Origin of the sequence: Ensifer sp. 2TAB8 (genome assembly GCF_052115125.1) — a bacterium.
Taxonomy (GTDB): domain Bacteria; phylum Pseudomonadota; class Alphaproteobacteria; order Rhizobiales; family Rhizobiaceae; genus Ensifer.
In genome coordinates, this window is sequence record NZ_JBFRGB010000024.1 from 23,355 (window position 1) to 44,332 (window position 20,978).

The following is a 20,978-nucleotide window of genomic DNA, read 5'->3' on the forward strand; positions in this document are numbered from 1 at the left end:
TGACGATGTTGTGACGGTGGCTCCGATTACCTGCTCCATGGCCTGATGCATACTTCCGACAGCGCATTCTGCCGTCACCCGATTGACGTGGGAAAGTTCACCAAATAGGGCCAAGCCGAAATGTGTGGTAAGCACCAGCAAGACAGCAACAGGAGTTTAGAGTGAGCGAACCGACCGTAGCAGAGGCGACAGATCGCATTTACGAATCGCTTCAGGCAGACAATGCCGACATCGATGTGCATATCGCGACCCTCAAGGCAGCATTGATGCGGGCCGGTTTGAAAGAGGCTGTGTTTGACCCGGCCAAGCTCGTGCAGAACAATCGTTCCGGACGGAAGCTGATGCAGGCATATTTTCGGCAGCGCGGCGTGACGGTGAAATTCTCCGCTGCGTGAAGTCTTCCAGGGTTCTAGACATGCCGCAGTAAGGCTGCTGCGGCAGCTCCCTCAAGGACCCGACAAAACGTTTTGGCAACGTAAGCTCTCGGCCCACAGAACAAGCGACTTTGGGCCGAAAGTGTCTCTTCGCGCCGCTAGTTGCTCCTCGAATAACGCCGGGGATAGACGCTCGCCGGTTTGCTCCCTTCTCCAAGGTCAGCCGCACTTCGCCCAAAGGGATCGAAGGATCATTGATTGATTCCAATCAACACGGCAATGTTCGCTGGACCGCCGTGAAGAGATGATGCTGCGGTTGACGGGGGAGGCGAATATGGTGCCGAAAGGGCAGGGGAAGCGGGTGACGTTTTCCGATGTCGCCAGACGGGCCGGGGTCGGCACGGCAAGTGTCGATCGGGTCATCAATGATCGCGGAAACGTCAGCGAGGAGGTCAGCAAGCGCGTTTTACAGGCTGCAAAGGAGCTCGGCTTGCGACGGTTGCTGCCGGAGGCGCATCGTCGTCTGATACGGATTGACGTGATCCTGGCTCGGCCGGAGCTGCCGCTGATCGCCCGGATGGGGTTCGAGTTTCGCAGGATCTCCACGTCGCTCGATCGCTCGATCGTCATTCACAGAACGGTGCTTGAGGATGAACGGCCGGAAACGTTGGCGAAGGCGCTCGAAAAGACGAGTTGCGATGCCGTTGTCTCCTACATGCAGGATCACCCGATCGTCCATGCTGCCGTCGAGGAACTGAGCGCGCGGAGCGTCCCTGTTGTCACCGTCATTTCCGATGTTCCCGGGTCTGCGCGCATTGGCTATGCGGGGACGGATCACTACAGGGCCGGTCGATCGGCCGGCTATTTCATCACAAGGATGACGGGGGCGCCGGGTCCGGTCATCGTCCTTTGCAATCATCTCGGCTTTCAATCCCATGCAGACCGTGTGCGCGGTCTCAAACAGTTCCTGGAAGAAAGAGCGCCGGACTGGCACGTGGCAGAGATCGTCGAAGGCGGCGACGACCGGGTCCGTTCGGAGCTGCAGCTGCTTGAGGCGTTTCGAAAGCATCCGGACACGGTAGCGATCTACAATGTCGGTGCCGGGAATATCGGCGTGGCGCGGGCGATCCGCGCCGATATCCTCCATCGCCGTCCAGTGTTCGTCGGTCACGAATTGACCCGCAACACGGCGGCGTTCCTCAGGGAGGGCTTGATGTCACTGACGATCGACCAGAGCCCCGAACTGCAGGTCAGGCTAGCCGTCAACATGCTTCTCCGGCATTTCGATTTCTTTGGCGCCGAACAGGCGGCCTATCCGCACGAAACGGAAGTGCCGATCGTGCTCTATGGACCGGAAAATATTCCCAACCCGCTTCCGTTCTGACGAACCGATCGGCTGATGGATTTCCATCAGCAAGATGTTTGTCGGCGGAGGGGCGTCGCGTCATGCTTCCGGCGTCAAGAGGTGCGTGCACCTCTTCAGGGAAGGAAACAACCATGAACGATATCGTTGCCCCCGTCCGATGGGGCATTCTTGGTGCCGCGCGCATTGCGGACGGCGCCATCATTCCGGGTCTCACGAAGAGTGCCTGGTGCGAACCGCTGGCGATCGGCGCGCGCAGTAAAGAGCGTGCGCGTGCCATGGCGGACAAACATGGCATTGCCCGTGCCTATGGCAGCTACGAGGAGGTGCTTGCCGATCCGGATGTCGAGGCTGTCTATGTGGCCTTGCCGAACCATCTCCATGTGGAATGGACCCGCAAGGCCGCGGACGCCGGCAAGCACGTGCTTTGTGAAAAGCCGGCGGCAATGACGGCCGCGGACCTCGATCTGCTCGAAGGGGTCGATCCGGCGCTGAAAATTTCCGAAGCCTTCATGGTCCGCCAGCAGCCGCGCTGGATCAAGCTGCGCGAGATCCTCGCGGCCGAGGAATACGGCAAGCCGCTTTCCTTCTCCTCGCTCCTCTCCTTCATGATGACGAACCAGGCCGATTTCCGCCAGAAGCCGGAATTTGGCGGCGGTGCCTATTACGATCTCGGCTGTTACACGGCCATGACTGCACGCTACGTCTTCGGCGCTGAGCCGGAGCGGGTCTTCGCGGCCACTCAGAACAATGACGGCGGCATCGACATGTTCACCTCGGTGATCCTCGATTTCGGCAGCGGACGGCACGCGACCTTCATGGTGTCGCTGGCGCAAGCCTCCTCCCAGTCGATCCAGATCGTCTGCGAGCGCGCCTTCATCTCTTTGCCGCAGGCCTATGTGCCCTCCCGCGTCAGCCCGAACACGATCGCGATCGACACTTCGGCCGACCACGCGAACTCCAACATCCATACGCTCGAGTTCCCAGCTCTCGACCAATACGAAGAAGAGGTGACCAACTTCGCCCGGGCGATCCGCGGCGAGGCCGTTCCCTATTTCGACATGAAGGACGCGCGCGCCAATGCGACCGTCGCGGATGCGGTCTTTGCCTCGGCAAGGAGCGGCATCTGGATTGATGTGAAAGGATACTGAAATGACGATCAAACTTGCCCTGATCGGCGCCGGGCGCATCGCGAAGATGCATGCCAGGGCCGTCGCTGCCAGCCCTGACGCAGAACTGGTTGCGCTCACCGATGCCGTGCCTTCCGCCGCGCAGGCGCTGGCTCTTGCAACCGGAGCCAAGGCGTCCGACGCCGACGCCATCGCGTCGGACAAGTCCGTCGATGCCGTGCTGATCTGCACCCCGACGGATACGCATGCCCATCTCATCGCGAAATTTGCCAGGGCTGGCAAACATGTCTTCTGCGAAAAGCCCGTCGATCTTGATCTCGGCCGCGCCGAAGAGGTGGTGTCGATCGCGAGAAAGGCCGGCGTAAAGCTGATGCTCGGCTTCAACCGCCGCTACGACCCCAACTTTGCCGGCGTGCGCGCGGCAATCGATGCCGGCCGGATCGGTGACGTCGAGATGGTGACGATTACCTCGCGCGATCCGGGCGCTCCGGACATTTCCTATGCCTCGCGCTCCGGCGGCATTTTCCGCGACATGACGATCCACGACCTCGACATGGCGCGGTTCATGCTGGGCGAAGAGCCGATCGTCGTTTCGGCCCATGCTTCGGTCCTCGTCAAGCCGGAGCTGAAGGAGATAGGGGACAGCGACAGCGCAACTGTCATCCTCGAGACTGCGTCGGGCAAGCAGGCTGTTATCACCAACTCCCGCCGCGCCACCTACGGCTATGACCAGCGGGTGGAGGTGCACGGCTCACTGGGCGTCGCCCGGGCGGAGAACCATCACGAAAACACGGTCGTTATTGGCAATGCGGAAGGCTATAGGAGCGCGCCGCTGCAGAACTTCTTCATGACCCGCTACACCGCGTCCTATGCCGGCGAGATCGCCGAATTCATTGCGGCCCTCAAGGAAGGTCGCGAGCCGGCGACGACAGGTGCCGATGGTGTCATCGCGCTGAAGCTCGCCAATGCCTGTGTCGAATCGGTGAAGACCGGCAGGCGCGTCGCCGTCTAGATCGGGGCTCTCCAATTCTGGAAGGCGCGCCAAGCCCTGGCGCGCCTCTTCTGTCGCTAGATTTCCGTGCCCGATGAGCGGCGGGCGACGAGTTCGGGGGCGATGATGAGATTGCGGATCGGCGCTGTCGGATCGGCGAGCCGTGTGGTCAGCGTTTCAACAGCCGCGGCGACCATGTCGGGTACCTTCTGGCGAATGGTCGTGAGCGAAATCGGCTCGGATGCGGCCATTGGAATATCGTCGAAGCCGATGACGGCAACTTCGTCCGGTACACGGAAACCGTGCCAGGCGAGGCGGCTGATCGCACCAAGCGCAATCAGGTCGTTTGCGGCGAAGATCGCCGTCGGCCGGTCCTTGCGTGCCATCAGCGTATCCGTGGCCGTGCTGCCGGCGTCGACGTCGTATCGGCCCTCGACGATGATGGGCTTCAGGCCATGCTCCTGCATGATCTTGCGGTAAGCGTCCGCGCGGCGCTGCGCACCGGCGCCCGGACCGCCGGTAATGTGGGCGATGTCGCGATGGCCGAGCTTCAGCAGAAACTCGGTCGCGAGTCTTGCTCCGAGCGCGTCATCGGAGCTGACGCTTTCGACTCTCTCGGATTTCAGGTCCCGGCCGATATAGACGGTCGGCAGGAGCTTCGAGACGGCGACGATCTCATCCCGCTCCGCGGGCGCGCCGATCAGCACGAGGCCTGCGATGCGCTGATCGATGAAGGCGCGGATCGTGCTGGTCGTACCGCTGACGGCCAGCATGGCGAAGTAGCCTGCGTCCCTGAGTGTCCTGTCGCATTCGCGCGCAAGCATCGCCTCATAGGGGTTCAGCACGTCGCCGACAACGAGACCGATCGATCGGCTCTGGCGGCTGGCGAGCGTCTGGGCCGCAAGGTTCGGGGTGTAGTTGAGATTGGCAGCGGTGGCGAGGATGTGGGCTTTCGTATCGTCCTTGACGCCCGGGTCGTTGCGAAGGGCGCGGGAGGCCTGCGAGCGCGACACGCCAGCCGCCTTGGCGACGTCCTCCAGCGTAATTCCGGATCGGGTGGGAAAGTCCTTCATGCCTTCCTATAAAAAGGGTCTGGCCGAAACGCGCAAGCGGCGAAGTGATGTTTGCAGGGCCAGCCGGGGATTGGCCCCGGCCTGCTGATATCGTTGCGGTTATTGTTTCGCCTTTCCAGCTTGCTCGATGCAGAAGCGAAGGGTGGTCGCCGAGGTGGCGACAGCCTCGATCGCCGACATGGAATAGTCTTCGTTCTCGATGCTGATGACGTCGTCGTAGCCGATCTGCTGCAACGCCTTGACGATATCGAGCCAGCCGTGGACGGCCGTTCCGTGACCGAGAGACACGAAGTTCCAGGAGCGGCCGTCGACCGGCGTCACGTGCTTCGGATCGAGCAGGCCGTCGATGCGGGCGCGCTGCTCGATCCGGGAATCCTTGCCGTGCACGTGGTAGATGCTGTCGCCGAGCGCTGCGATCGCAGACAGCGGATCGCCGCCCATCCAGATGAGATGGCTCGGATCGAAATTGACGCCGACCGTCGGGCCGACCGCCTCCCGAAGACGGAAAAAGCTCTCCGTGTTGTAGACGCACTGGCGGCCGTGCTGCTCCACGCAGATGCGTACTCCCTTTGCTTCGGCAGCCCGAGCAAAAGGCCTCCAGAATGGCAGCACACGCTCCTGCCACTGCCACTCCAGCATCTCCATCGCTTCCAACGGCCAGGAGGAGGTAATCCAGTTCGGGTTCCGGTCGTCGGGGCCACCGGCCGGCAGGCCGGACATCATGACGATACGTTCGACGCCGAGGAGGCTCGCAAGTTCAAGGGTATCATAGGCGAGTTTTGTGTCGGAGGGACCGATCTCGCCAGGATGCAGCTGGTTGCCCGAGCAATTCAGCGCTGAAATTTCAAGGCCACGCTCCGCCAGCATGCCCTTGAACCGGTCGCGGGACGAGGCCTTGGCGAGAAGGTCGGCGATGTCGACGTGCGGCGCGCTCGACCAGCCGCCGAGGCCGAATTCGACGTGCGTAAGGCCGAGTGCGGTGACCTGATCAAGGCACGCGGCGAGGGGAAGGGCGCCGAAACCGTCGGTGTTGAGACCAATTTTCATCGTTTACTCCATTGGCACGCGGCATCAGGCGGCGGCGTGCTTGACCTTGGCGGGCTGGTTGGTGTCTGCGGCTTGCTGGATGGCGTCGAGGATTTCCGAGGCGCGCAAACCGTCGAGAATGGAGCCGTTCGTCATCGGGTGGCCGTTGGCGATGGCCTCGAGAAATTCTTGAATCATGAAGCCGAAGACCTCGGCATATCCAATCGCCACGCCGTCGTGGGGCACCGGCAGAAGCCCGGCGAAGGGCAGTGTCGGATTGTTCGCGACGATCGCGAAGGGCGACTGACCGGAGCCGTCGAAATGCGCAATCTCGTAATGTGCGGGGGTACGTGACGAGTAGCGTACGGCGCCCTTTGTGCCGGTGATCGCGATGGTCAGGCTGTTGCCCATGCCAACGGCGACCCGGCTTGCAAGGAAAGTCCCCTGGCAACCATTCGCGAAACGCAGCAGGGCAGACATCACATCGTCATTGTCGACGCGCCGGCTTTCGCTGCTGAGTTCCACGTGGTTGTGCCCGATGCTGGCGCCAGCCGGAAGGAAGCGCTGCCTGATCGAGATCGTGGCGATCGCGCCGGCAATCTCCTCGACCTCGCCGCACAGGAAGCGCGCGACGTCGACGGCGTGCGTTCCGATATCGAGGAGCGCGCCGGGACCGGCCCGGTCGCGCTCGTAGCGCCAGCTGTGCGGGAGCTGGGGATCGGCGGCATACTCGCTCTCGTACTGGACGAGGGCATTGACCAGATCGCCGATCTCGCCGCTCTCAATCAGACGCTGCATGGCCGCGACCGCGGGGATACGGCGATAATTGAAAACCGTCGCAGAAACGCTCGAGGCCGCCTGGGAGGCTTTGTAGATTTGCGCTGCCGTCGCTGCATCGAGTGCCAGCGGTTTTTCGCAAATGACATGCTTGCCGGCAGCGAGCGCTGCGAGGGTGACCTCGGCGTGCAGGAAGTTCGGAAGGCAGATGCTGACGATGCCGATGTCCGGATCGGCAAGCACCGACTTCCAGTCGGAGGCAATGGTCTCGAAGCCCCAGGTCGCAGCCATCGAAGCGGCAAGTTCGCCATTCGCGTCGCAGACTGTTTTCAGCCGAAGCCCGCGGATCTTTCGTGAGAAGCGGTCGATCGCGACCTTGTAGCCGAAAGCATGTGCGGCGCCGATCATGCCGGCGCCAATCACCGCGATTGCGGATCCTGTCATATTTTCCTCCCGTGTTCCGTAACCTGAAGTCGCCACCAACATGAGAGCGCTCCCATATCGTCAACGATACGAAGGAATATCCAAAATTTCACGGAAATGGTGATTGAATTCAATCAACGGAGTGCCGGAGTGGCTGATGATGGCGAATCCGTCGTTGACAGAATGGGAGCGCTCTCAATAATGGACCGCATGAGAGCAGAGGAGCTCTTGATCTGAGCCGGGCATCCGGCGATTTGAGGAGGAACGAAATGAAATCTCTACTGGCCGGATTGTTGCTGTCGACCACTCTGCTGACGTCGGCGAATGCCGCGAACATCGGCGTTGCGATGTCGAACTTCGACGACAACTTCCTGACGATCCTGCGTCTCGCGATGCAGAAGGTGGTCGAGGGTAAATCGGATGTGGAGCTGCAGTTCGAGGACGCGCAGACCGATATCGGCAAGCAGCTCGATCAGGTGAACAATTTTGTCGCCCAGGGGGTCGATGCCATTATCGTCAACCCAGTCGATGCTTCCGCGACGCAGCCCATAACCGCAGCCGCGACGGCGGCCGGCATTCCGCTCATCTACGTAAACCGCCAGCCGGTGGAGAAGCTTCCGGAGAGCGGAGTGAGTTTCGTCGGCAGCAACGAGTATGAGGCGGGCACCTTGCAGATGACTGAGGTCTGCCGGCTCCTCGGAGGGAAAGGCAAGGTCAACATCATCATGGGCGACCTCGCCTATGAGGCAGCGCGCGTGCGCACCCAGGCGGCGGAAGACGTGTTGAAGAAGCCGGAATGCGCAGGCATCACTGTCGCTGAAAAGCAGGCCGGCAAGTGGACGCGCATTTCGGGGACCGACCTGGTGACGAACTGGCTGAGCGCGGGTCTCGATGTCAACGCGATCATCGCGAACAATGACGAGATGGCGCTCGGGGCCGTTCAGGCGCTGAAGGGTGTGAACAAGGAACTTGGCGCCGGCGAAGGCAAGATCGTCGTCGGCGGCATAGATGCGACCCAGGATGCGATGAAGGCCATGAAGGCGGGCGACCTTTCCGTCTCCGTGTTCCAGGACGCGGCGGGGCAGGGCAAGGGCGCCGTGGAGACCGCTCTCAAGATGATTGCCAAGGAACCGGTCGAACAGAATGTCTGGATCCCATTCGAGCTCGTCACGCCGGCAAATCTGAGCAGCTACGATAGCCGCAACTAGATCCTCCTCCCAGGGTGCAGCGCGGCGCGGCACGTGGCGAGACCGCGTTGCCGCGCCGCGCTGAGTATATTGAAAACAGGCAGCCTGGTCATACGGGATCAGCCCGCATCGCGACGACGCCAGGCACGGGATTGCCACCAAGGTCGGGCATGATCGTTCCACTAAAATGGCTGTACGCTCGAGGCCCGTCTTGGACGAAGTCCGTCGCCTTGCGGGCGCGACCGCGGCTGCGTCACACATGAAATCGGCATTGCCAGTAGAGACGCCAACGGCACCGTCTTCATGGGGGCGGCGCCGTCTTTTTCCTGGCCAGTGGTGCCCATGCGCCCGGTCGGATGGCGTGTTCGGCGGATAAAAACGATTAGGGAAAACTAAAAAGCGACAAGAATGGACGGATTCGCGGCAAAGCGTACTGGACAGTACTCTGAAGTTTTGCTTGTTCTGCTGTCGCATTTGTTGAGGGACATAGGCGTTGCGTAGTCGGCAGGAGAGGACAGACAAGCATGGCGATTAAAATTGGCGCGCCGCGGGAGGTAACCGCAAGTGAGGCGCGTGTGGCGCTGACACCTGACAGCGCGGTGCAACTTGCGAAACTTGGCTATAGCAGCATCATCGAGATGGGCGCGGGCGTTGCGGCCGGTTTTTCCGATGATGCCTATCGGGCCGCGGGCGTTGAGGTGGCCCCGTCGGCGGACGCGCTCTGGGCTTCGGCCGATGTGATTGTCAAGGTGCGGCCGCCTGAGCCGAGCGAGGTCGCGCTTTTGTCTGCGGACAAGACGCTGATCTCGTTCTTCTATCCGGGCCAGAACCCGGAACTGCTTGAGCTAGCCAAGGCGAAGGGCGCCAACGTCATCGCCATGGACATGGTGCCGCGCATCAGCCGCGCGCAGAAGATGGATGCGCTGTCGTCGATGGCCAATATTGCCGGCTACCGTGCGGTGATCGAGGCCGGCAACAATTTCGGCCGCTTCTTCACCGGCCAGGTAACGGCCGCCGGCAAGGTGCCGCCGGCCAAGGTGCTGGTGATCGGTGCGGGCGTTGCCGGTCTTGCGGCGATCGGTGTCGCCACCTCGCTCGGTGCCCAGACCTATGCCTTCGACGTACGCCCTGAGGTCGCCGAACAGATCGAGAGCATGGGGGCCGAATTCGTCTATCTCGATTTCGCCGATGGTGAGGGGGGAGGTCAGCAGGACGGTGCTGCCACCGGCGGCTATGCGGCGCCTTCTTCGCCGGAATTCCGCGAGAAGCAGCTTGCCAAATTCCGCGAGCTTGCACCGCAGATCGACATCGTCATCACCACGGCGCTGATCCCCGGCCGTGATGCGCCAAAACTATGGCTTGCCGACATGGTGGCCGCGATGAAGCCGGGATCGGTGATTGTCGACCTTGCCGCCGAGCGCGGCGGCAACTGTGACCTGACCGTTGCCGATCAGCGGATCGTCTCCGACAACGGCGTCGTCGTCATCGGCTATACCGATTTCCCGAGCCGCATGGCCGCGCAAGCGTCCACGCTCTATGCCACCAACATTCGTCATATGCTGACGGACCTGACKCCGGGCAAGGATGGCAAGCTCGTCCACAACATGGAGGACGACGTCATCCGTGGCGCGACCGTCACCTTCGAGGGGGCGATCACCTTTCCGCCGCCGCCGCCGAAGATTGCCGCGATCGCAGCGCAGAAACCCAAGGAGAAGGTGAAGGAGCCGACACCGGAGGAAAGACGCGCCACCGAGGCTGCAGCCTTCAAGGCCCAGACGAAGAGCCAGCTGACGCTGCTCGCCGTCGGCACGGCGCTGCTGCTTCTCGTCGGTGCCTTTGCGCCGGCGGCCTTCATGAGCCACTTCGTCGTCTTCGTGCTCGCCTGCTTCGTCGGCTTCCAGGTCATCTGGAACGTCTCGCATTCGCTGCACACCCCGCTGATGGCTGTCACCAATGCGGTCTCCGGCATCGTCATTCTCGGCGCTCTGCTGCAGATCGGGTCTGGCAACTGGCTGGTGGTACTGCTTGCGGCACTCTCGGTGCTGATCGCCACGATCAATATCGTCGGCGGCTTCCTCGTCACACGGCGCATGCTCGCCATGTTCCAGAAATCCTGATCGGGCAGGGGTAATCAATATGATGATCGGTATCGTATCGGCCGCCTATATCGCGGCAGCCGTTCTCTTCATCCTCTCGCTCGGCGGGCTTTCGGGCCAGGAAAGCGCCAAGCGCGCCGTCTGGTACGGCATGACCGGCATGGGCCTTGCCATCATCGCCACGGTCTTCGGACCTGACGTCGGCAATTGGCTTGTCATCGTGCTGATGATCGCGGGCGGCGCCGTGCTCGGCCACTTCGTCGCCTCCCGCGTCCAGATGACCGAGATGCCGCAGCTCGTTGCCGCACTCCATTCCTTCGTCGGTCTGGCTGCCGTGTTCATCGGCTTCAACGCCCATATCGAAGCGGTTGACGTTGCCGGCCTCGACGCGGCGGCCCGCTCTGCGCTGACCGGTTTTGCCGCGATCCTTGCGCACAAGGAACCGGTGGAGCTGTCTATCATGAAGGTCGAGGTCTTCCTCGGCGTCTTCATCGGCGCCGTCACCTTCACCGGCTCCGTCATCGCCTTCGGCAAGCTCGCCGGCAAGGTCGACGGCAAGGCAAAGAAGCTGCCGGGCGGTCATCTGCTCAATGCAGGTGCCGCACTGCTCTCGCTCGTGCTGCTGGTGCTCTACGTCAACGGTGCCGGCACCTGGACGCTGCTCGCCATGACGCTCGCGGCATTCTTCATCGGCTACCACCTGATCATGGGCATCGGCGGTGCCGACATGCCGGTGGTCGTGTCGATGCTGAACAGCTATTCCGGTTGGGCGGCGGCCGCCATCGGCTTCACGCTCGGCAATGACCTGTTGATCGTCACCGGCGCGCTGGTCGGCTCGTCCGGCGCGATCCTCTCCTACATCATGTGCAAGGCGATGAACCGCTCCTTCCTGTCGGTCATCCTCGGCGGCTTCGGCGCCACCACGGCCCCGGCCATGGAAATCACCGGCGAACAGATCGCCATCGATGCCGAAGGCGTGGCCGCCGCCCTCAACGACGCCGACAGCGTCATCATCGTGCCGGGCTACGGCATGGCGGTGGCGCAGGCGCAGCAGTCGGTCTCCGAGCTTACCCGCAAGCTGCGGGCGGCCGGCAAGAACGTGCGCTTTGCCATTCATCCGGTCGCCGGCCGGTTGCCGGGCCACATGAACGTGCTCTTGGCCGAAGCGAAGGTTCCCTACGACATCGTGCTGGAGATGGACGAGATCAACGAGGACTTCCACGAAACCGATGTCGTCATCGTCATTGGCTCCAACGACATCGTCAATCCGGCCGCCCAGGAAGACCCGAACTCGCCGATATCAGGCATGCCGGTGCTCGAGGTCTGGAAGGCCAAGCAGGTGTTCGTCTCCAAACGTGGTCAGGGGACCGGTTATTCCGGCATCGAGAACCCGCTGTTCTACAAGGACAACACCCGCATGTTCTACGGCGACGCCAAGAAAAGCATCGACCAGTTGCTGCCGGCGCTGGCGTAGCCGTATCTCAAACTGAACTCACCGCCCCGCCTGCGCGGGGCGGTGGTTCGATGCCGTGCAAGAGCTAGGCAACTGTCGGGCGCTGGGGCGAGGATCGTCCAATCGGTCGCCCCTGTGGGGAACACTTCGGACGGCCGAAGGCAATGAACGTATTCCCTCGGAGCAAGGTCGCTATCACGACGACTACGGGGCCTCCGCCGCGGCGATCGCCGGCAATGGCCGGCCCCCGGTGACGGCAGAGGAGGCGATTGCCGTTCTCGCGGTTCTTGATGCGGCAAGAACGAGCGCAGTCGAAGGCCGCACCGTCCATGTCTGAAGCGCTTTTCCAAAAAAGCCGATCGGCCCCGCAAAGTCTTGGCTGAAACAGAGGATTGTCGAGCGGCGGATCGCGCTGCCGGCTTCGCCCAGGCGCGCTATGCATCGTATCTTAAGCCAGCCAGAAATCGTGGCTTTTGGAACCGTAGAGTCCGTTGCCGCAGCCTGTGGCGTTTCGGGCACGACGATCGGACGGTTGTGCTCTCGCGTCGGCTACGAGAACCTCGGGGAAATGCGGCGGGTTCTTTAGAAACAATTCGACCTGCATGCAGCAAGCTACCCCTGAAACTAGAATACAGGAACCGGGTGATCGCGAGGCAGGCCAGCCCACTGCGGCCTCTCGAGGACCCGGGAAAGGTCGAACTATCCGCCGAGGGGCGTGCCGGTAATGCGGCGCCGAAATCAAGATCGCAATTGCCATCCGGTAGCGACAGTCGGCGTTTCGGCGTGTGAGATGTGGCTCGACCTGTGACACCACCTGATCGATCGAAATCGGCCAGATCAATCTCGAATGCATCCGTCAGCTGGAAAATATGCGTTCGAGGGCGGCGAAGAAAACAGTTCTTGATGGAGCAGGCTTCGTCGGATGAGCCGTAAAGCTGCCGTGTAATGGTCAGCAAATTGCCCCGGTACCGCCGCACCTAGCCCTTCCCAGGATTCCATCGTCAGCGACGCGTTCGGTATCCGGCCGACCTAGGGGGCGATTGAAAGGCAGTGTCGCTTCCGATCACACCATGCACATCATAGAGGAATGAATATGATCACCGGTTACAAGCCCATTGCGTCGTTCACGGCTGCAGTCTTCGGTCTCATGGTATTCAGCCCGGCATCCGCCCTTGAGATTGCCCAGGCGCAACAGACCCAGCCGACGCAGGGCCAGGCTGACAGCAAGGGCGCGGGGGCCGCTATCAGCGAACAAAAGATCGAGGCTTTCGCGGTTGCTTATCTTCAGGTCGACAAGGTCAGGCAGGAATATTCCGCGAAGATAGAGGCAACATCGGACGAAGCGGCGAAGAAGCAATTGCAGACCGAAGGTAGCAAGAAGATGGTCGATGCGGTCAAAGCCTCACCTGCCATTTCGGTCGAAGAATATTCGGCAATCCTTACAGCGGCGCAGAGCGATCCGACCGTCGCCAAGAAGGTTCAGGCAGAGCTTCAAAAGACCGCTCCCGTACAGAATTAACCGGTCTCGGAAGAATCCGGTTCGCCAGAAACTATCTGGCGCCCGCGAACCAAGTTGCGGGCTCCCCGCTGTGCGACGGTACCCTGCCGGTCGGCCCAGGCACTGTCTACGGGTGCCAACCGTCTCTGGCCGCTTTCGCGGCCAGAGACGGTACGCGCATCACAAAGTGATCGGGCAGTATGTCGCCCGTCACTCAGTCACTGGCAGCAGGGTCAGTGAAGCGTGATTCCGTCGAGTGCGCGGCCTGCGAGCTGCGTCCGCTTACTCCACTAGATCCGGGACGCCGAGCCTTGCCAGTTCTGCCTCGGTCGGCGTCTGGGTCTTGCCGCGCGTGCGCTTTTCGGCAGGGAGGAATTGGCCGGCGCCGGGTTTGCCACAGAAGGTATGGTATTCGGCGATCACCTTGCCGCGCAACAGGGTGACGGCTGGCCAGCCCTTGATGCGCAAGCCCTGATAGGGCGTGTAATCGACCGAGTGGTGGAGACGGTCGTTGTCGATCACCGTCTCGTACTGGTCGTCCCAGATGCACAGATCCGCGTCCGAGCCGACGGCGATAGTGCCCTTTCGCGGGTAGAGGCCGTAGATCTTCGCCGCGTTGGTGGAATTGAGCGCGACGAAGCGGTTGATGTCGATGCGACCGGTCATGACGCCTTCGGAAAACAGGATCGGCGAGCGGGTCTCGATGCCCGGCACGCCGCTCGACATGCGGTTGAACGGCACGTCGCTGCCATGAGGGAACTTGCCGGTCGAATCAAAACGGTAGGGACTGTGGTCGGAGGAAAAGACGTCGAAGAAGCCGTCTTCGATCCCTTGCCAGATCGCTTCGTCGTTACCCTGCCAGCGGGGCGGTGGGCTGCAGAGCGCCTTGGCGCCCTCCAAGCCAGGCCGGTCGAGGTCGGTCGAATCGAGCGCGATGTATTGCGGGCAGGTCTCGGCATGGACGGTAACGCCGCGGCGTCGGGCGGCGGCAATGATACCTATCGATTCGCCGCTGGAGACATGAACGACCATCAGCGGCACGCCGGTCACTTCCGCAAAGGCGGTCATGCGGTAGATCGCCTCCTGTTCCATGATGGCAGGGCGCGCGGCGGGATGGTATTTCGGCGCATGCAGGCCGCGCTCCAGGAGCCGTTCCGTCACCCAGGCGATGCCGGCGGCATTCTCGCAATGGATCATGACCATGGCGCCCTCGCGCCGGGCGGCGGCCATGGCGTCGAGCAGCTGGCGATCCTTGAGCATCACATCGTCATAGACGGTGAAGAATTTCAGCGAGGTGCAGCCGCCGGCAATGATGTCCGGCAACTCTTCCTGCAGCGCCGCAGCCGTCGGATCGGCGACGATGAGGTGGAAATTGTAGTCGATTGCCGTCTTGCCGTTCGCGCGGTCGTGATATTCTTCGATCGCCCAGCGTAGCGTTTGGCCGCGATCCTGCGTCGCAAAGGGAATCATGGTCGTGGTGCCGCCGCAGGCCGCGGCAACGCTGCCCGTCGTGAACGTATCGGCTGTCAGTCCGCCGCCTGTCTGCCGTTGGTCGACGTGCACATGGCTATCGACGCCGCCCGGCAGCACCCAGCGTCCGCCCGCATCGATTTCGCGCCGCCCGGGGCTGAGCGACTGGCCGAGTGTGTGGATGCGGCCATCGGTGATGCCGATATCGGCCATGAAAATGTCCGACGCGGTGGCGCAGCGCGCGTTCCGGACGACGAGGTCGAACTGGGACATGAAATACTCACTTCCGATCTTTGGAAAGGGGAACGATTTGCGGCGCCGCACCCCCGCGCGGAACGATATCGGCGGTGAGCTGATAGCGTTCGGGGTGGTAGAAGCCGTTGATGAAGGCGACGGGAGTGCCGCGGTCGTCGAAGTAAAGCCGCTCGACCTGGATCACGGGAGTTCCCGCCGCAAGGTCGAGATGGACGGCGAAGGCCTCGGGAATGGCCGTCGCGCTAATGCTCTGCTCGCCGTAGGCGATGCGAAGGCCCGCCCGGCGGAGGATGCGCTCCGTCGGCTGCTCGTGGCTGGCGAAATCCTCCGGGTCGATGGCAAGGACCAGGTCGGCGGGGAAGTAGCCCTCGCCCACCATGAAGGGTTGGTCGTTCAGGAGAACGATGGTGCTCTCATGGGAGACAAGTGCCTTTTCGGCCAATCGCAGCCGCTCAGCCACCCGTTCGGGCGGGGACCGGGTGTCGGTTCCCAGCAGCCGGAACCGCAAATGCCGGTCGAGTGCCAGGATATCCTCCAGGTAGGCTCGCAGGCGCACTGATTGCAGTGCATGGCGGAAGCCGGCGACGAAGGTGCCGACCCCCTGGCGCCGCACGACGAAGAGATCGGCCACCAGCCCGTCGACCGCGCGCCGCACGGTAATGCGGCTCACGCCATATTCACGGCACAGCTGCTCTTCCGTGGGCAGCATCTCTTCCGGTTCGAACTCGCCGGAGGAGATGCGGCGTTGCAGGTCGTACTGAACCTGCATGTAGAGCTTTCCGGCCAGGGGCGATCCCATCATCTTTGAATCCTATCTCGTTGCGCGCCGCGCTGCCCGGAACGCCGTCACGGCGGGGGCATTTTCGGCAATCCAGTCAATTCCCAGTTTTTCCACGGTTCGACCGGTCTCGCGAAAATTGCAACGGAACGCGCTGTTGACAAGGTCGATCATCGCGGTTGTGAGCGGGGTAGGGCAAGCGACCAACCGCGCGATGTCCTCGAAGGGTACCAGATCGCAGGGCAAGTCCTCGGTGAGGTAGCGCATCTGCAGCTTCGGACCAAAGCGTTCGACCTCTTCCAGGCGGGTGCCCGGTGGATAGGCCAGCGCGTCGAAATCGGCGACCGGGAGCGGATCGAGGCCGAGTGCGCGGATGACTGCCAGACGTTCGCGCTCGAAGGCGTCCGCCAGGTTGCCGACCAGCTCCGTATAGGCTTCCCCGAAATGCAGGACGCCAGTGGTGAGCGCGCCGTGATCGGCTTTCAAAAGGCCAAGATGGCCGAGCATCACCGGCAGGTGGCCCAGGCTGTTGGGATTGTTGAGGCCGCATTGCAAGGCATTCTTGCCGAGTTTCAATTCCGGCCAGAGCGCGCCGATCCGGGACAGGGCGAACTCCGCGTCGCCAGGCGCCGTGCCCACTGTTTCCAGCCACTGCTTGTGGCTGCGTGCCACCATCCGCGCCGGGCTCGGCCGGCCGGCAAGGTGCAGCGAATTCATGGTTTCAACGATTTTCGGGCGACCTTTGGCGCCTGCCGCCTCAAGTGCGAGCGAGAAGATGCGCCCGCCACCGACATAACCGCAATGCAGGACCACGAGGTGGTTATCGGTAAGAACGCCAGCTAGGCGCTCGGCCACTGCCGCATGCTGGTCCGCCGTCACGGACACGACAATGACCGGCGCGGGCGCCAGCTCGTCCGGCGTCTGCGCCATGGGCGGGAGGGCGAGCAGCCCCTCGCCGAAAATGCCTGAGTAGAGGAAACCGCCCTGCGCAGTTACGCCCGCTTCGACCGCCGGGTCCGAATCATACCACGCGGCAATGCGGACCCCTCTTTGGTGGGCGTGAGCCGCCAATCCGGCGCCCGATGCTCCCATTCCGACGAATGCCCAATCATCCTTCATTGAAATACCCCTCTTGCGGATCGACTTCATTTGTGATGTCATCATAACAACATGATGAATTGAATTGCAAGACATGACATCGAGGGAGGAATGCGATGAGCCGACGTCTTCAAGAGCAGAGCGCCGCCGAAGGGCGCCGCATGCCGGGGCGGCACCGCGGCAACTGGGTCAGCCGAGCGGTCGTTGACGGGAGGGAATTCTGGTGAGCAGTGCAGGCAGAAACATCCACAGAGCCGCGCCCGCTGACGCGGCATTCGCTGGCGGGGCGGGGGTCGCCATACCCGATGACGCCCCGATCTTTTCGCGACACCAGCCCTGGACGCCGGTGGCCRCCGTCGCTTGCATCGCCGTTCTTGCCTACGTCTTCTGGAACCTGTCGCAGAACCCCGTCATCGATCAGGCGGTCATCCTTGAGTATCTGTTCAAGGACGTGACGCTGCAGGGCGTCGCCGTGACACTTTATCTGACGGTCGTCTCCATGGTGATCGGTCTTGTCGGCGCAATTGTCCTTGCCATGATGCTGCTGTCGAGCAACTGGGTGCTGTCCAGCCTTGCGCGACTCTATGTGTGGATCTTTCGGGGTACGCCGCTTCTCGTCCAGCTTATCTTCTGGGGCTATCTCGGCATCTTCACGCCGAACCTCTCCTTGACCCTGCCTTTTGTCGGGACCCTGTTTTCCGTGCCGACCGCGCAGGTCGTCACGCCGATGGTCGCCGCCATGCTTGCTCTGTCGCTCAACGAGGCCGCCTACGCGGCGGAAATTGTCCGCGGCGGCATCCTCTCGGTACCGCGCGGGCAGGTCGAGGCGGCGCGCTCCGTCGGGATGACGCAGTTCCGCACGTTCCGGCGGGTCGTGATGCCGCAGGCGCTTCGGGTCATCATTCCGCCGATGGGTAACGAGGTCATATCAATGTTGAAGGCGACCTCGCTCGTTTCGGTGATCGCCGGTGCAGACCTGATGACCAACCTGCAGCGCGTCTATTCCCAGACATTCCAGATCATCCCGCTGCTGATCGTGGCCAGCATCTGGTACCTGTTCATGGTCAGCATTCTCACGATCCCACAATCCTGGCTCGAGCGGCGGTACGGTCAGTCGACCGCCCGTTCAAAGCCGCGCCGCAGGCCGCGGCGCGCCACGGCCCGGAATTCCCAGGCAATTGGTCTCGTCGGCAAGGAGAAGTTGGCCCAATGAACGCTGAACCTCTCGTTAGCGTCAGAACACTGACGAAATCCTATGGACACAAGGTGGTCCTGAAACGCATCAGCCTCGACATTGCCGAGGGCGAGGTCGTGGCGATGATCGGCCCGAGCGGTTCGGGAAAGAGCACTCTCCTGCGCTGCATGAACCATCTGGAGTCTCCCGATAGTGGCTGCGTTCTGGTCGGGGGCGATCCCGTCGGCTACGCCATGAAGAAAGGCGAGTTGCACGAGCTTTCCGACAAGGCTCTCTCCCACCAGCGGCGCGGCATCGGCATGGTGTTTCAGAGCTTCAACCTGTTCCAGCACATGACGGTGCTGGAGAATATCGTCGAAGGGCCGATCGGCGTTCTCAAGCAGCCGCGCGCGCAGGTCTATAACCACGCCCGGTACTTGCTCGACCTCGTCGGACTTGCCGACTGGGCCGACCATTACCCCTCGCAGCTCTCTGGCGGCCAGCAGCAGCGCATCGCGATTGCCCGGGCCCTGGCGATGCGACCCCGCGTCATGCTCTTCGACGAACCAACCAGCGCGCTCGACCCCGAACTCGTCGGCGATGTGCTTGAGGTGATGCGCACACTCGCCCGCGAAGGCATGACGATGATCGTCGTCACGCACGAGATCGGTTTCGCCCGCGAGGTCTGTGACCGGGTGGTCTTCATGGCTGACGGAGAAATCGTCGAGCAGGGCGAACCCGGCACGGTCCTGGCTGCGCCGCAGCAGGAACGTACCCGAGAATTTCTTCGAAGACTTCTCTAAAGAAAAAAAGGGAACACCTATGAAATTCGCCAGCAGAGCATTTCGCTTCGCGGCCTCGGCCGCCCTTGCGCTCGCTATGAATGGGGGAGTGACATTCGCACAAGCGGGTGCCTCGACCGACCAGGTCATCGTCGGCAAGACGATAACGCGGGACGAGACGATTGCCGCCCTTGTTCCGGCCAAATTCAACGGGGGCCTGCGCTTCGTCGTTTCGGTCCCCTATCACCCCTGGATGTATTTCGACGACAACGGGGAGTTGACCGGGATCGAAGTCGATGTCGTCAAAACCATCGCCGCGAAGATGGGCGTTGATATCACGTTCATCAACGTCAAGTTCGATGGCGCCATTCCCAGCCTCCAGGCCGGAAAGGCCGATGTTATCGCCGCCGGCATGGGCGATACACTGGAGCGGGAGAAGGTTCTCAACTTCATCAATTACAGAACTCTGGGCAATGTCGTCGTGGTGCCGGCCTCGGATCAGTCGATCAACGATCTCGTCGACCTTTGCGGCAAGACCGTCACCCGCGAAAGCGGCGACGTGTTCGCCACGTTCATCGAGAAGGTCCAGCCGCGATGCCAGGGTGCGGGCAAGAGCGAGATCACCATCAAGACGCTGCCGGATTCCAACGCCGCCTTGCTGGCGATCAAGAGCGGCTCCGCGGATGCCCAGATCGTCAACCTTTCGGCGGCTGAAAGCTTGATGCGCGCAAAGGCAAACAGCGGCCTGTTCCGCATCGTGCGTCCCGCGCACAGCCCGCGCGGATGGCGGCTTTCCAATGGCGGCCTGGGCGTGCTGAAGGCCGAAACGGAGTTGGCCGCTGCGATCGAGGCCGCATTGAAGGCGGCCAAGGCTGAGGGAACCCTTCAGGCTATCGCCGATCACTACGGCAACCCCAGCATCATCATCGATGAGGTGGGCGTGAACACACCGACCAGTGGAGAGCTGTGACGAGCCCGATTTGGGCTTCGCATCCGCCACGCATGAATTCCTTCGCTTATCTCGCAAACATAAAATGGGGACACGCATGAAACTCGACACACACGCATTTCTTTCGCTCGCCTTCATTACTGCGCTTTCAGCCTCTGTTGGCTCGCTTCCGGCCGCCGCAGCCGATGAGACGGACCAAACCGTCGTCGGCAGGACAATCACCAAGGATGCGGCAGTTGCCGCCCTCGTTCCCGCCAAGTTCAATGGAACGCTGCGTTTCGTGACCTCAGCGCCCTATGCGCCCTTCGAATTCTACGACGACAAGGGCGAATTGACCGGCATCGACATCGACGTTTCGCGGGCGGTCGCGGCCAAGCTGGGCGTTACAGCCACCTTTGAGAACGCGCAGTTCGACGGCATCATTCCCGGCGTTCTGGCGCACAAATACGACGTGATCGCCGCCTCGATGGGGGACACGGCGGAGCGCGAGAAGGTGATCAACTTCATCAACTATACGACGCTCGGCAATGTCGTTCTCGCCCGGGCCGGTGACCAATCGATCAGGGATCTACCGGATCTGTGTGGCAAGACCGTCACGCGGCAGAGCGGCGACGTCTTTGGCACCTTCATCGACAAGATCCAGCCCCAGTGCAAGGCCGCAGGAAAGGCTGAGATCGTCATCAAGACTCTGCCAGATTCCAATGCAGCCCTCCTCGCCATCAAGAGCGGCTCGGCGGACGCGCAAATCGTCAACATGTCGGCCGCCGAAAGCCTCGTTGCGGCCAAAGAGAACGCAGGCCTGTTCCGTATCGTGAAGGCCGAAGAGCGCAAGCATGGCTGGAGCCCGCAGAACGGTGGCTTCGGGGTGCTGAAAGCTGAAACGGAGTTGACCGCTGCAATTGCGGCAGCGGCCAAGGCCATCAAGGCCGATGGCACGCTCGCTGCGATTGCGGAACATTACGGCCAGCCTAACGTCGTGATCGACGAAGTCGTCGTTAACGTGCCGACAAACGGCGAAATGTGATTGGGCCAAGGTGTGGGGCGGGTTTCGCCTGCCCCACACGCGACGTCGAACAGGGCT

Annotated in this window: 18 protein-coding genes; 12 read left to right on the top strand and 6 right to left on the bottom strand. The window is 62.1% G+C overall.

The genetic code is table 11. From position 1 onward, the window contains the following. The first annotated feature begins 161 nt into the window (after positions 1-161). From AB4Z53_RS28070 to iolG, 4 genes are all read left to right on the top strand, one after another. Positions 162-395, top strand: a complete 234-nt coding sequence (locus AB4Z53_RS28070) for a hypothetical protein (protein WP_223737405.1) — start codon at positions 162-164, stop codon at positions 393-395. Between the two features lie 313 nt (positions 396-708). Then, a complete protein-coding gene (locus AB4Z53_RS28075) occupies positions 709-1,758 on the top strand; it encodes a LacI family DNA-binding transcriptional regulator (RefSeq protein WP_223737407.1) in 1,050 nt (349 codons plus the stop codon). Between the two features lie 113 nt (positions 1,759-1,871). Further along, positions 1,872-2,888 carry a Gfo/Idh/MocA family protein gene (locus tag AB4Z53_RS28080; RefSeq protein ID WP_441598823.1) on the top strand — a complete coding sequence of 339 codons (1,017 nt, stop codon included), beginning with the start codon at positions 1,872-1,874 and terminating at the stop codon, positions 2,886-2,888. A gap of 1 nt (position 2,889) precedes the next feature. Continuing rightward, entirely contained in the window at positions 2,890-3,879 is a 990-nt protein-coding gene (gene iolG, locus AB4Z53_RS28085; protein WP_441598824.1) for an inositol 2-dehydrogenase, read from the top strand. A 56-nt stretch (positions 3,880-3,935) separates the two neighbouring features. Here iolG and AB4Z53_RS28090 read toward each other — a convergent pair whose 3' ends face one another. The 3 genes from AB4Z53_RS28090 to AB4Z53_RS28100 form a co-directional block, all read right to left on the bottom strand. Further along, positions 3,936-4,931 carry a LacI family DNA-binding transcriptional regulator gene (locus AB4Z53_RS28090; protein ID WP_441598825.1) on the bottom strand — a complete coding sequence of 332 codons (996 nt, stop codon included), beginning with the start codon at positions 4,929-4,931 and terminating at the stop codon, positions 3,936-3,938. 99 nt (positions 4,932-5,030) lie between these two features. Next, positions 5,031-5,978 carry a sugar phosphate isomerase/epimerase family protein gene (locus tag AB4Z53_RS28095; RefSeq protein ID WP_441598826.1) on the bottom strand — a complete coding sequence of 316 codons (948 nt, stop codon included), beginning with the start codon at positions 5,976-5,978 and terminating at the stop codon, positions 5,031-5,033. Between the two features lie 24 nt (positions 5,979-6,002). Continuing rightward, positions 6,003-7,178, bottom strand: a complete 1,176-nt coding sequence (locus tag AB4Z53_RS28100; RefSeq protein ID WP_441598827.1) for a Gfo/Idh/MocA family protein — start codon at positions 7,176-7,178, stop codon at positions 6,003-6,005. Between the two features lie 248 nt (positions 7,179-7,426). On the opposite strand from AB4Z53_RS28100, the gene AB4Z53_RS28105 reads away from it, so the two are divergent. The 4 genes from AB4Z53_RS28105 (at position 7,427) to AB4Z53_RS28120 (ending at position 13,412) form a co-directional block, all read left to right on the top strand. Then, positions 7,427-8,365 (top strand): sugar ABC transporter substrate-binding protein, encoded by a 939-nt coding sequence (locus tag AB4Z53_RS28105; protein WP_441598828.1) that lies wholly within the window; start codon positions 7,427-7,429, stop codon positions 8,363-8,365. Positions 8,366-8,874: 509 nt separating this feature from the next. After that, positions 8,875-10,461: a Re/Si-specific NAD(P)(+) transhydrogenase subunit alpha gene (locus AB4Z53_RS28110; protein ID WP_441598866.1), complete on the top strand. Its 1,587-nt coding sequence runs from the start codon at positions 8,875-8,877 to the stop codon at positions 10,459-10,461. Between the two features lie 19 nt (positions 10,462-10,480). Next, positions 10,481-11,914, top strand: a complete 1,434-nt coding sequence (locus AB4Z53_RS28115; protein ID WP_441598829.1) for an NAD(P)(+) transhydrogenase (Re/Si-specific) subunit beta — start codon at positions 10,481-10,483, stop codon at positions 11,912-11,914. Positions 11,915-12,986: 1,072 nt separating this feature from the next. After that, the gene (locus AB4Z53_RS28120) at positions 12,987-13,412 is read left to right on the top strand and encodes a DUF4168 domain-containing protein (protein WP_113540223.1); all 426 of its coding nucleotides are present in this window, start codon (positions 12,987-12,989) and stop codon (positions 13,410-13,412) included. A gap of 261 nt (positions 13,413-13,673) precedes the next feature. Here AB4Z53_RS28120 and hydA read toward each other — a convergent pair whose 3' ends face one another. The 3 genes from hydA to AB4Z53_RS28135 are packed head-to-tail and all read right to left on the bottom strand — an operon-like array spanning position 13,674 to position 17,043. Beyond that, complete coding sequence (gene hydA / locus AB4Z53_RS28125) at positions 13,674-15,134, bottom strand: dihydropyrimidinase (protein WP_441598830.1); 1,461 nt, start codon at positions 15,132-15,134, stop codon at positions 13,674-13,676. Between the two features lie 7 nt (positions 15,135-15,141). Further along, positions 15,142-15,918 (bottom strand): GntR family transcriptional regulator, encoded by a 777-nt coding sequence (locus tag AB4Z53_RS28130; protein WP_113540178.1) that lies wholly within the window; start codon positions 15,916-15,918, stop codon positions 15,142-15,144. A 9-nt stretch (positions 15,919-15,927) separates the two neighbouring features. Next, positions 15,928-17,043 carry an NAD/NADP octopine/nopaline dehydrogenase family protein gene (locus tag AB4Z53_RS28135; RefSeq protein ID WP_441598831.1) on the bottom strand — a complete coding sequence of 372 codons (1,116 nt, stop codon included), beginning with the start codon at positions 17,041-17,043 and terminating at the stop codon, positions 15,928-15,930. A 295-nt stretch (positions 17,044-17,338) separates the two neighbouring features. On the opposite strand from AB4Z53_RS28135, the gene AB4Z53_RS28140 reads away from it, so the two are divergent. From AB4Z53_RS28140 to AB4Z53_RS28155, 4 genes are all read left to right on the top strand, one after another. After that, positions 17,339-18,205 (top strand): amino acid ABC transporter permease, encoded by an 867-nt coding sequence (locus AB4Z53_RS28140; protein WP_441598832.1) that lies wholly within the window; start codon positions 17,339-17,341, stop codon positions 18,203-18,205. After that, positions 18,202-18,969: an amino acid ABC transporter ATP-binding protein gene (locus AB4Z53_RS28145; protein WP_441598833.1), complete on the top strand. Its 768-nt coding sequence runs from the start codon at positions 18,202-18,204 to the stop codon at positions 18,967-18,969. Before AB4Z53_RS28140 ends, AB4Z53_RS28145 begins: the two co-directional genes overlap by 4 nt. Positions 18,970-19,057: 88 nt before the next feature. Next, positions 19,058-19,918: a transporter substrate-binding domain-containing protein gene (locus AB4Z53_RS28150; RefSeq protein ID WP_441598834.1), complete on the top strand. Its 861-nt coding sequence runs from the start codon at positions 19,058-19,060 to the stop codon at positions 19,916-19,918. 76 nt (positions 19,919-19,994) lie between these two features. After that, entirely contained in the window at positions 19,995-20,921 is a 927-nt protein-coding gene (locus AB4Z53_RS28155) for a transporter substrate-binding domain-containing protein (RefSeq protein ID WP_162768909.1), read from the top strand. The last annotated feature ends 57 nt before the right edge of the window (positions 20,922-20,978 follow it).

Coding starts and splice junctions, on each gene's coding strand:
- AB4Z53_RS28105 (WP_441598828.1), top strand. CDS start 7,427: ATGAAATCTCTACTGGCCGGATTGTTGCTGTCGACCACTCTGCTGACG.
- AB4Z53_RS28145 (WP_441598833.1), top strand. CDS start 18,202: ATGAACGCTGAACCTCTCGTTAGCGTCAGAACACTGACGAAATCCTAT.
- AB4Z53_RS28115 (WP_441598829.1), top strand. CDS start 10,481: ATGATGATCGGTATCGTATCGGCCGCCTATATCGCGGCAGCCGTTCTC.
- iolG (WP_441598824.1), top strand. CDS start 2,890: ATGACGATCAAACTTGCCCTGATCGGCGCCGGGCGCATCGCGAAGATG.
- AB4Z53_RS28135 (WP_441598831.1), bottom strand. CDS start 17,043: ATGAAGTCGATCCGCAAGAGGGGTATTTCAATGAAGGATGATTGGGCA.
- AB4Z53_RS28130 (WP_113540178.1), bottom strand. CDS start 15,918: ATGATGGGATCGCCCCTGGCCGGAAAGCTCTACATGCAGGTTCAGTAC.
- hydA (WP_441598830.1), bottom strand. CDS start 15,134: ATGTCCCAGTTCGACCTCGTCGTCCGGAACGCGCGCTGCGCCACCGCG.
- AB4Z53_RS28095 (WP_441598826.1), bottom strand. CDS start 5,978: ATGAAAATTGGTCTCAACACCGACGGTTTCGGCGCCCTTCCCCTCGCC.
- AB4Z53_RS28080 (WP_441598823.1), top strand. CDS start 1,872: ATGAACGATATCGTTGCCCCCGTCCGATGGGGCATTCTTGGTGCCGCG.
- AB4Z53_RS28155 (WP_162768909.1), top strand. CDS start 19,995: ATGAAACTCGACACACACGCATTTCTTTCGCTCGCCTTCATTACTGCG.
- AB4Z53_RS28075 (WP_223737407.1), top strand. CDS start 709: ATGGTGCCGAAAGGGCAGGGGAAGCGGGTGACGTTTTCCGATGTCGCC.
- AB4Z53_RS28100 (WP_441598827.1), bottom strand. CDS start 7,178: ATGACAGGATCCGCAATCGCGGTGATTGGCGCCGGCATGATCGGCGCC.
- AB4Z53_RS28120 (WP_113540223.1), top strand. CDS start 12,987: ATGATCACCGGTTACAAGCCCATTGCGTCGTTCACGGCTGCAGTCTTC.
- AB4Z53_RS28090 (WP_441598825.1), bottom strand. CDS start 4,931: ATGAAGGACTTTCCCACCCGATCCGGAATTACGCTGGAGGACGTCGCC.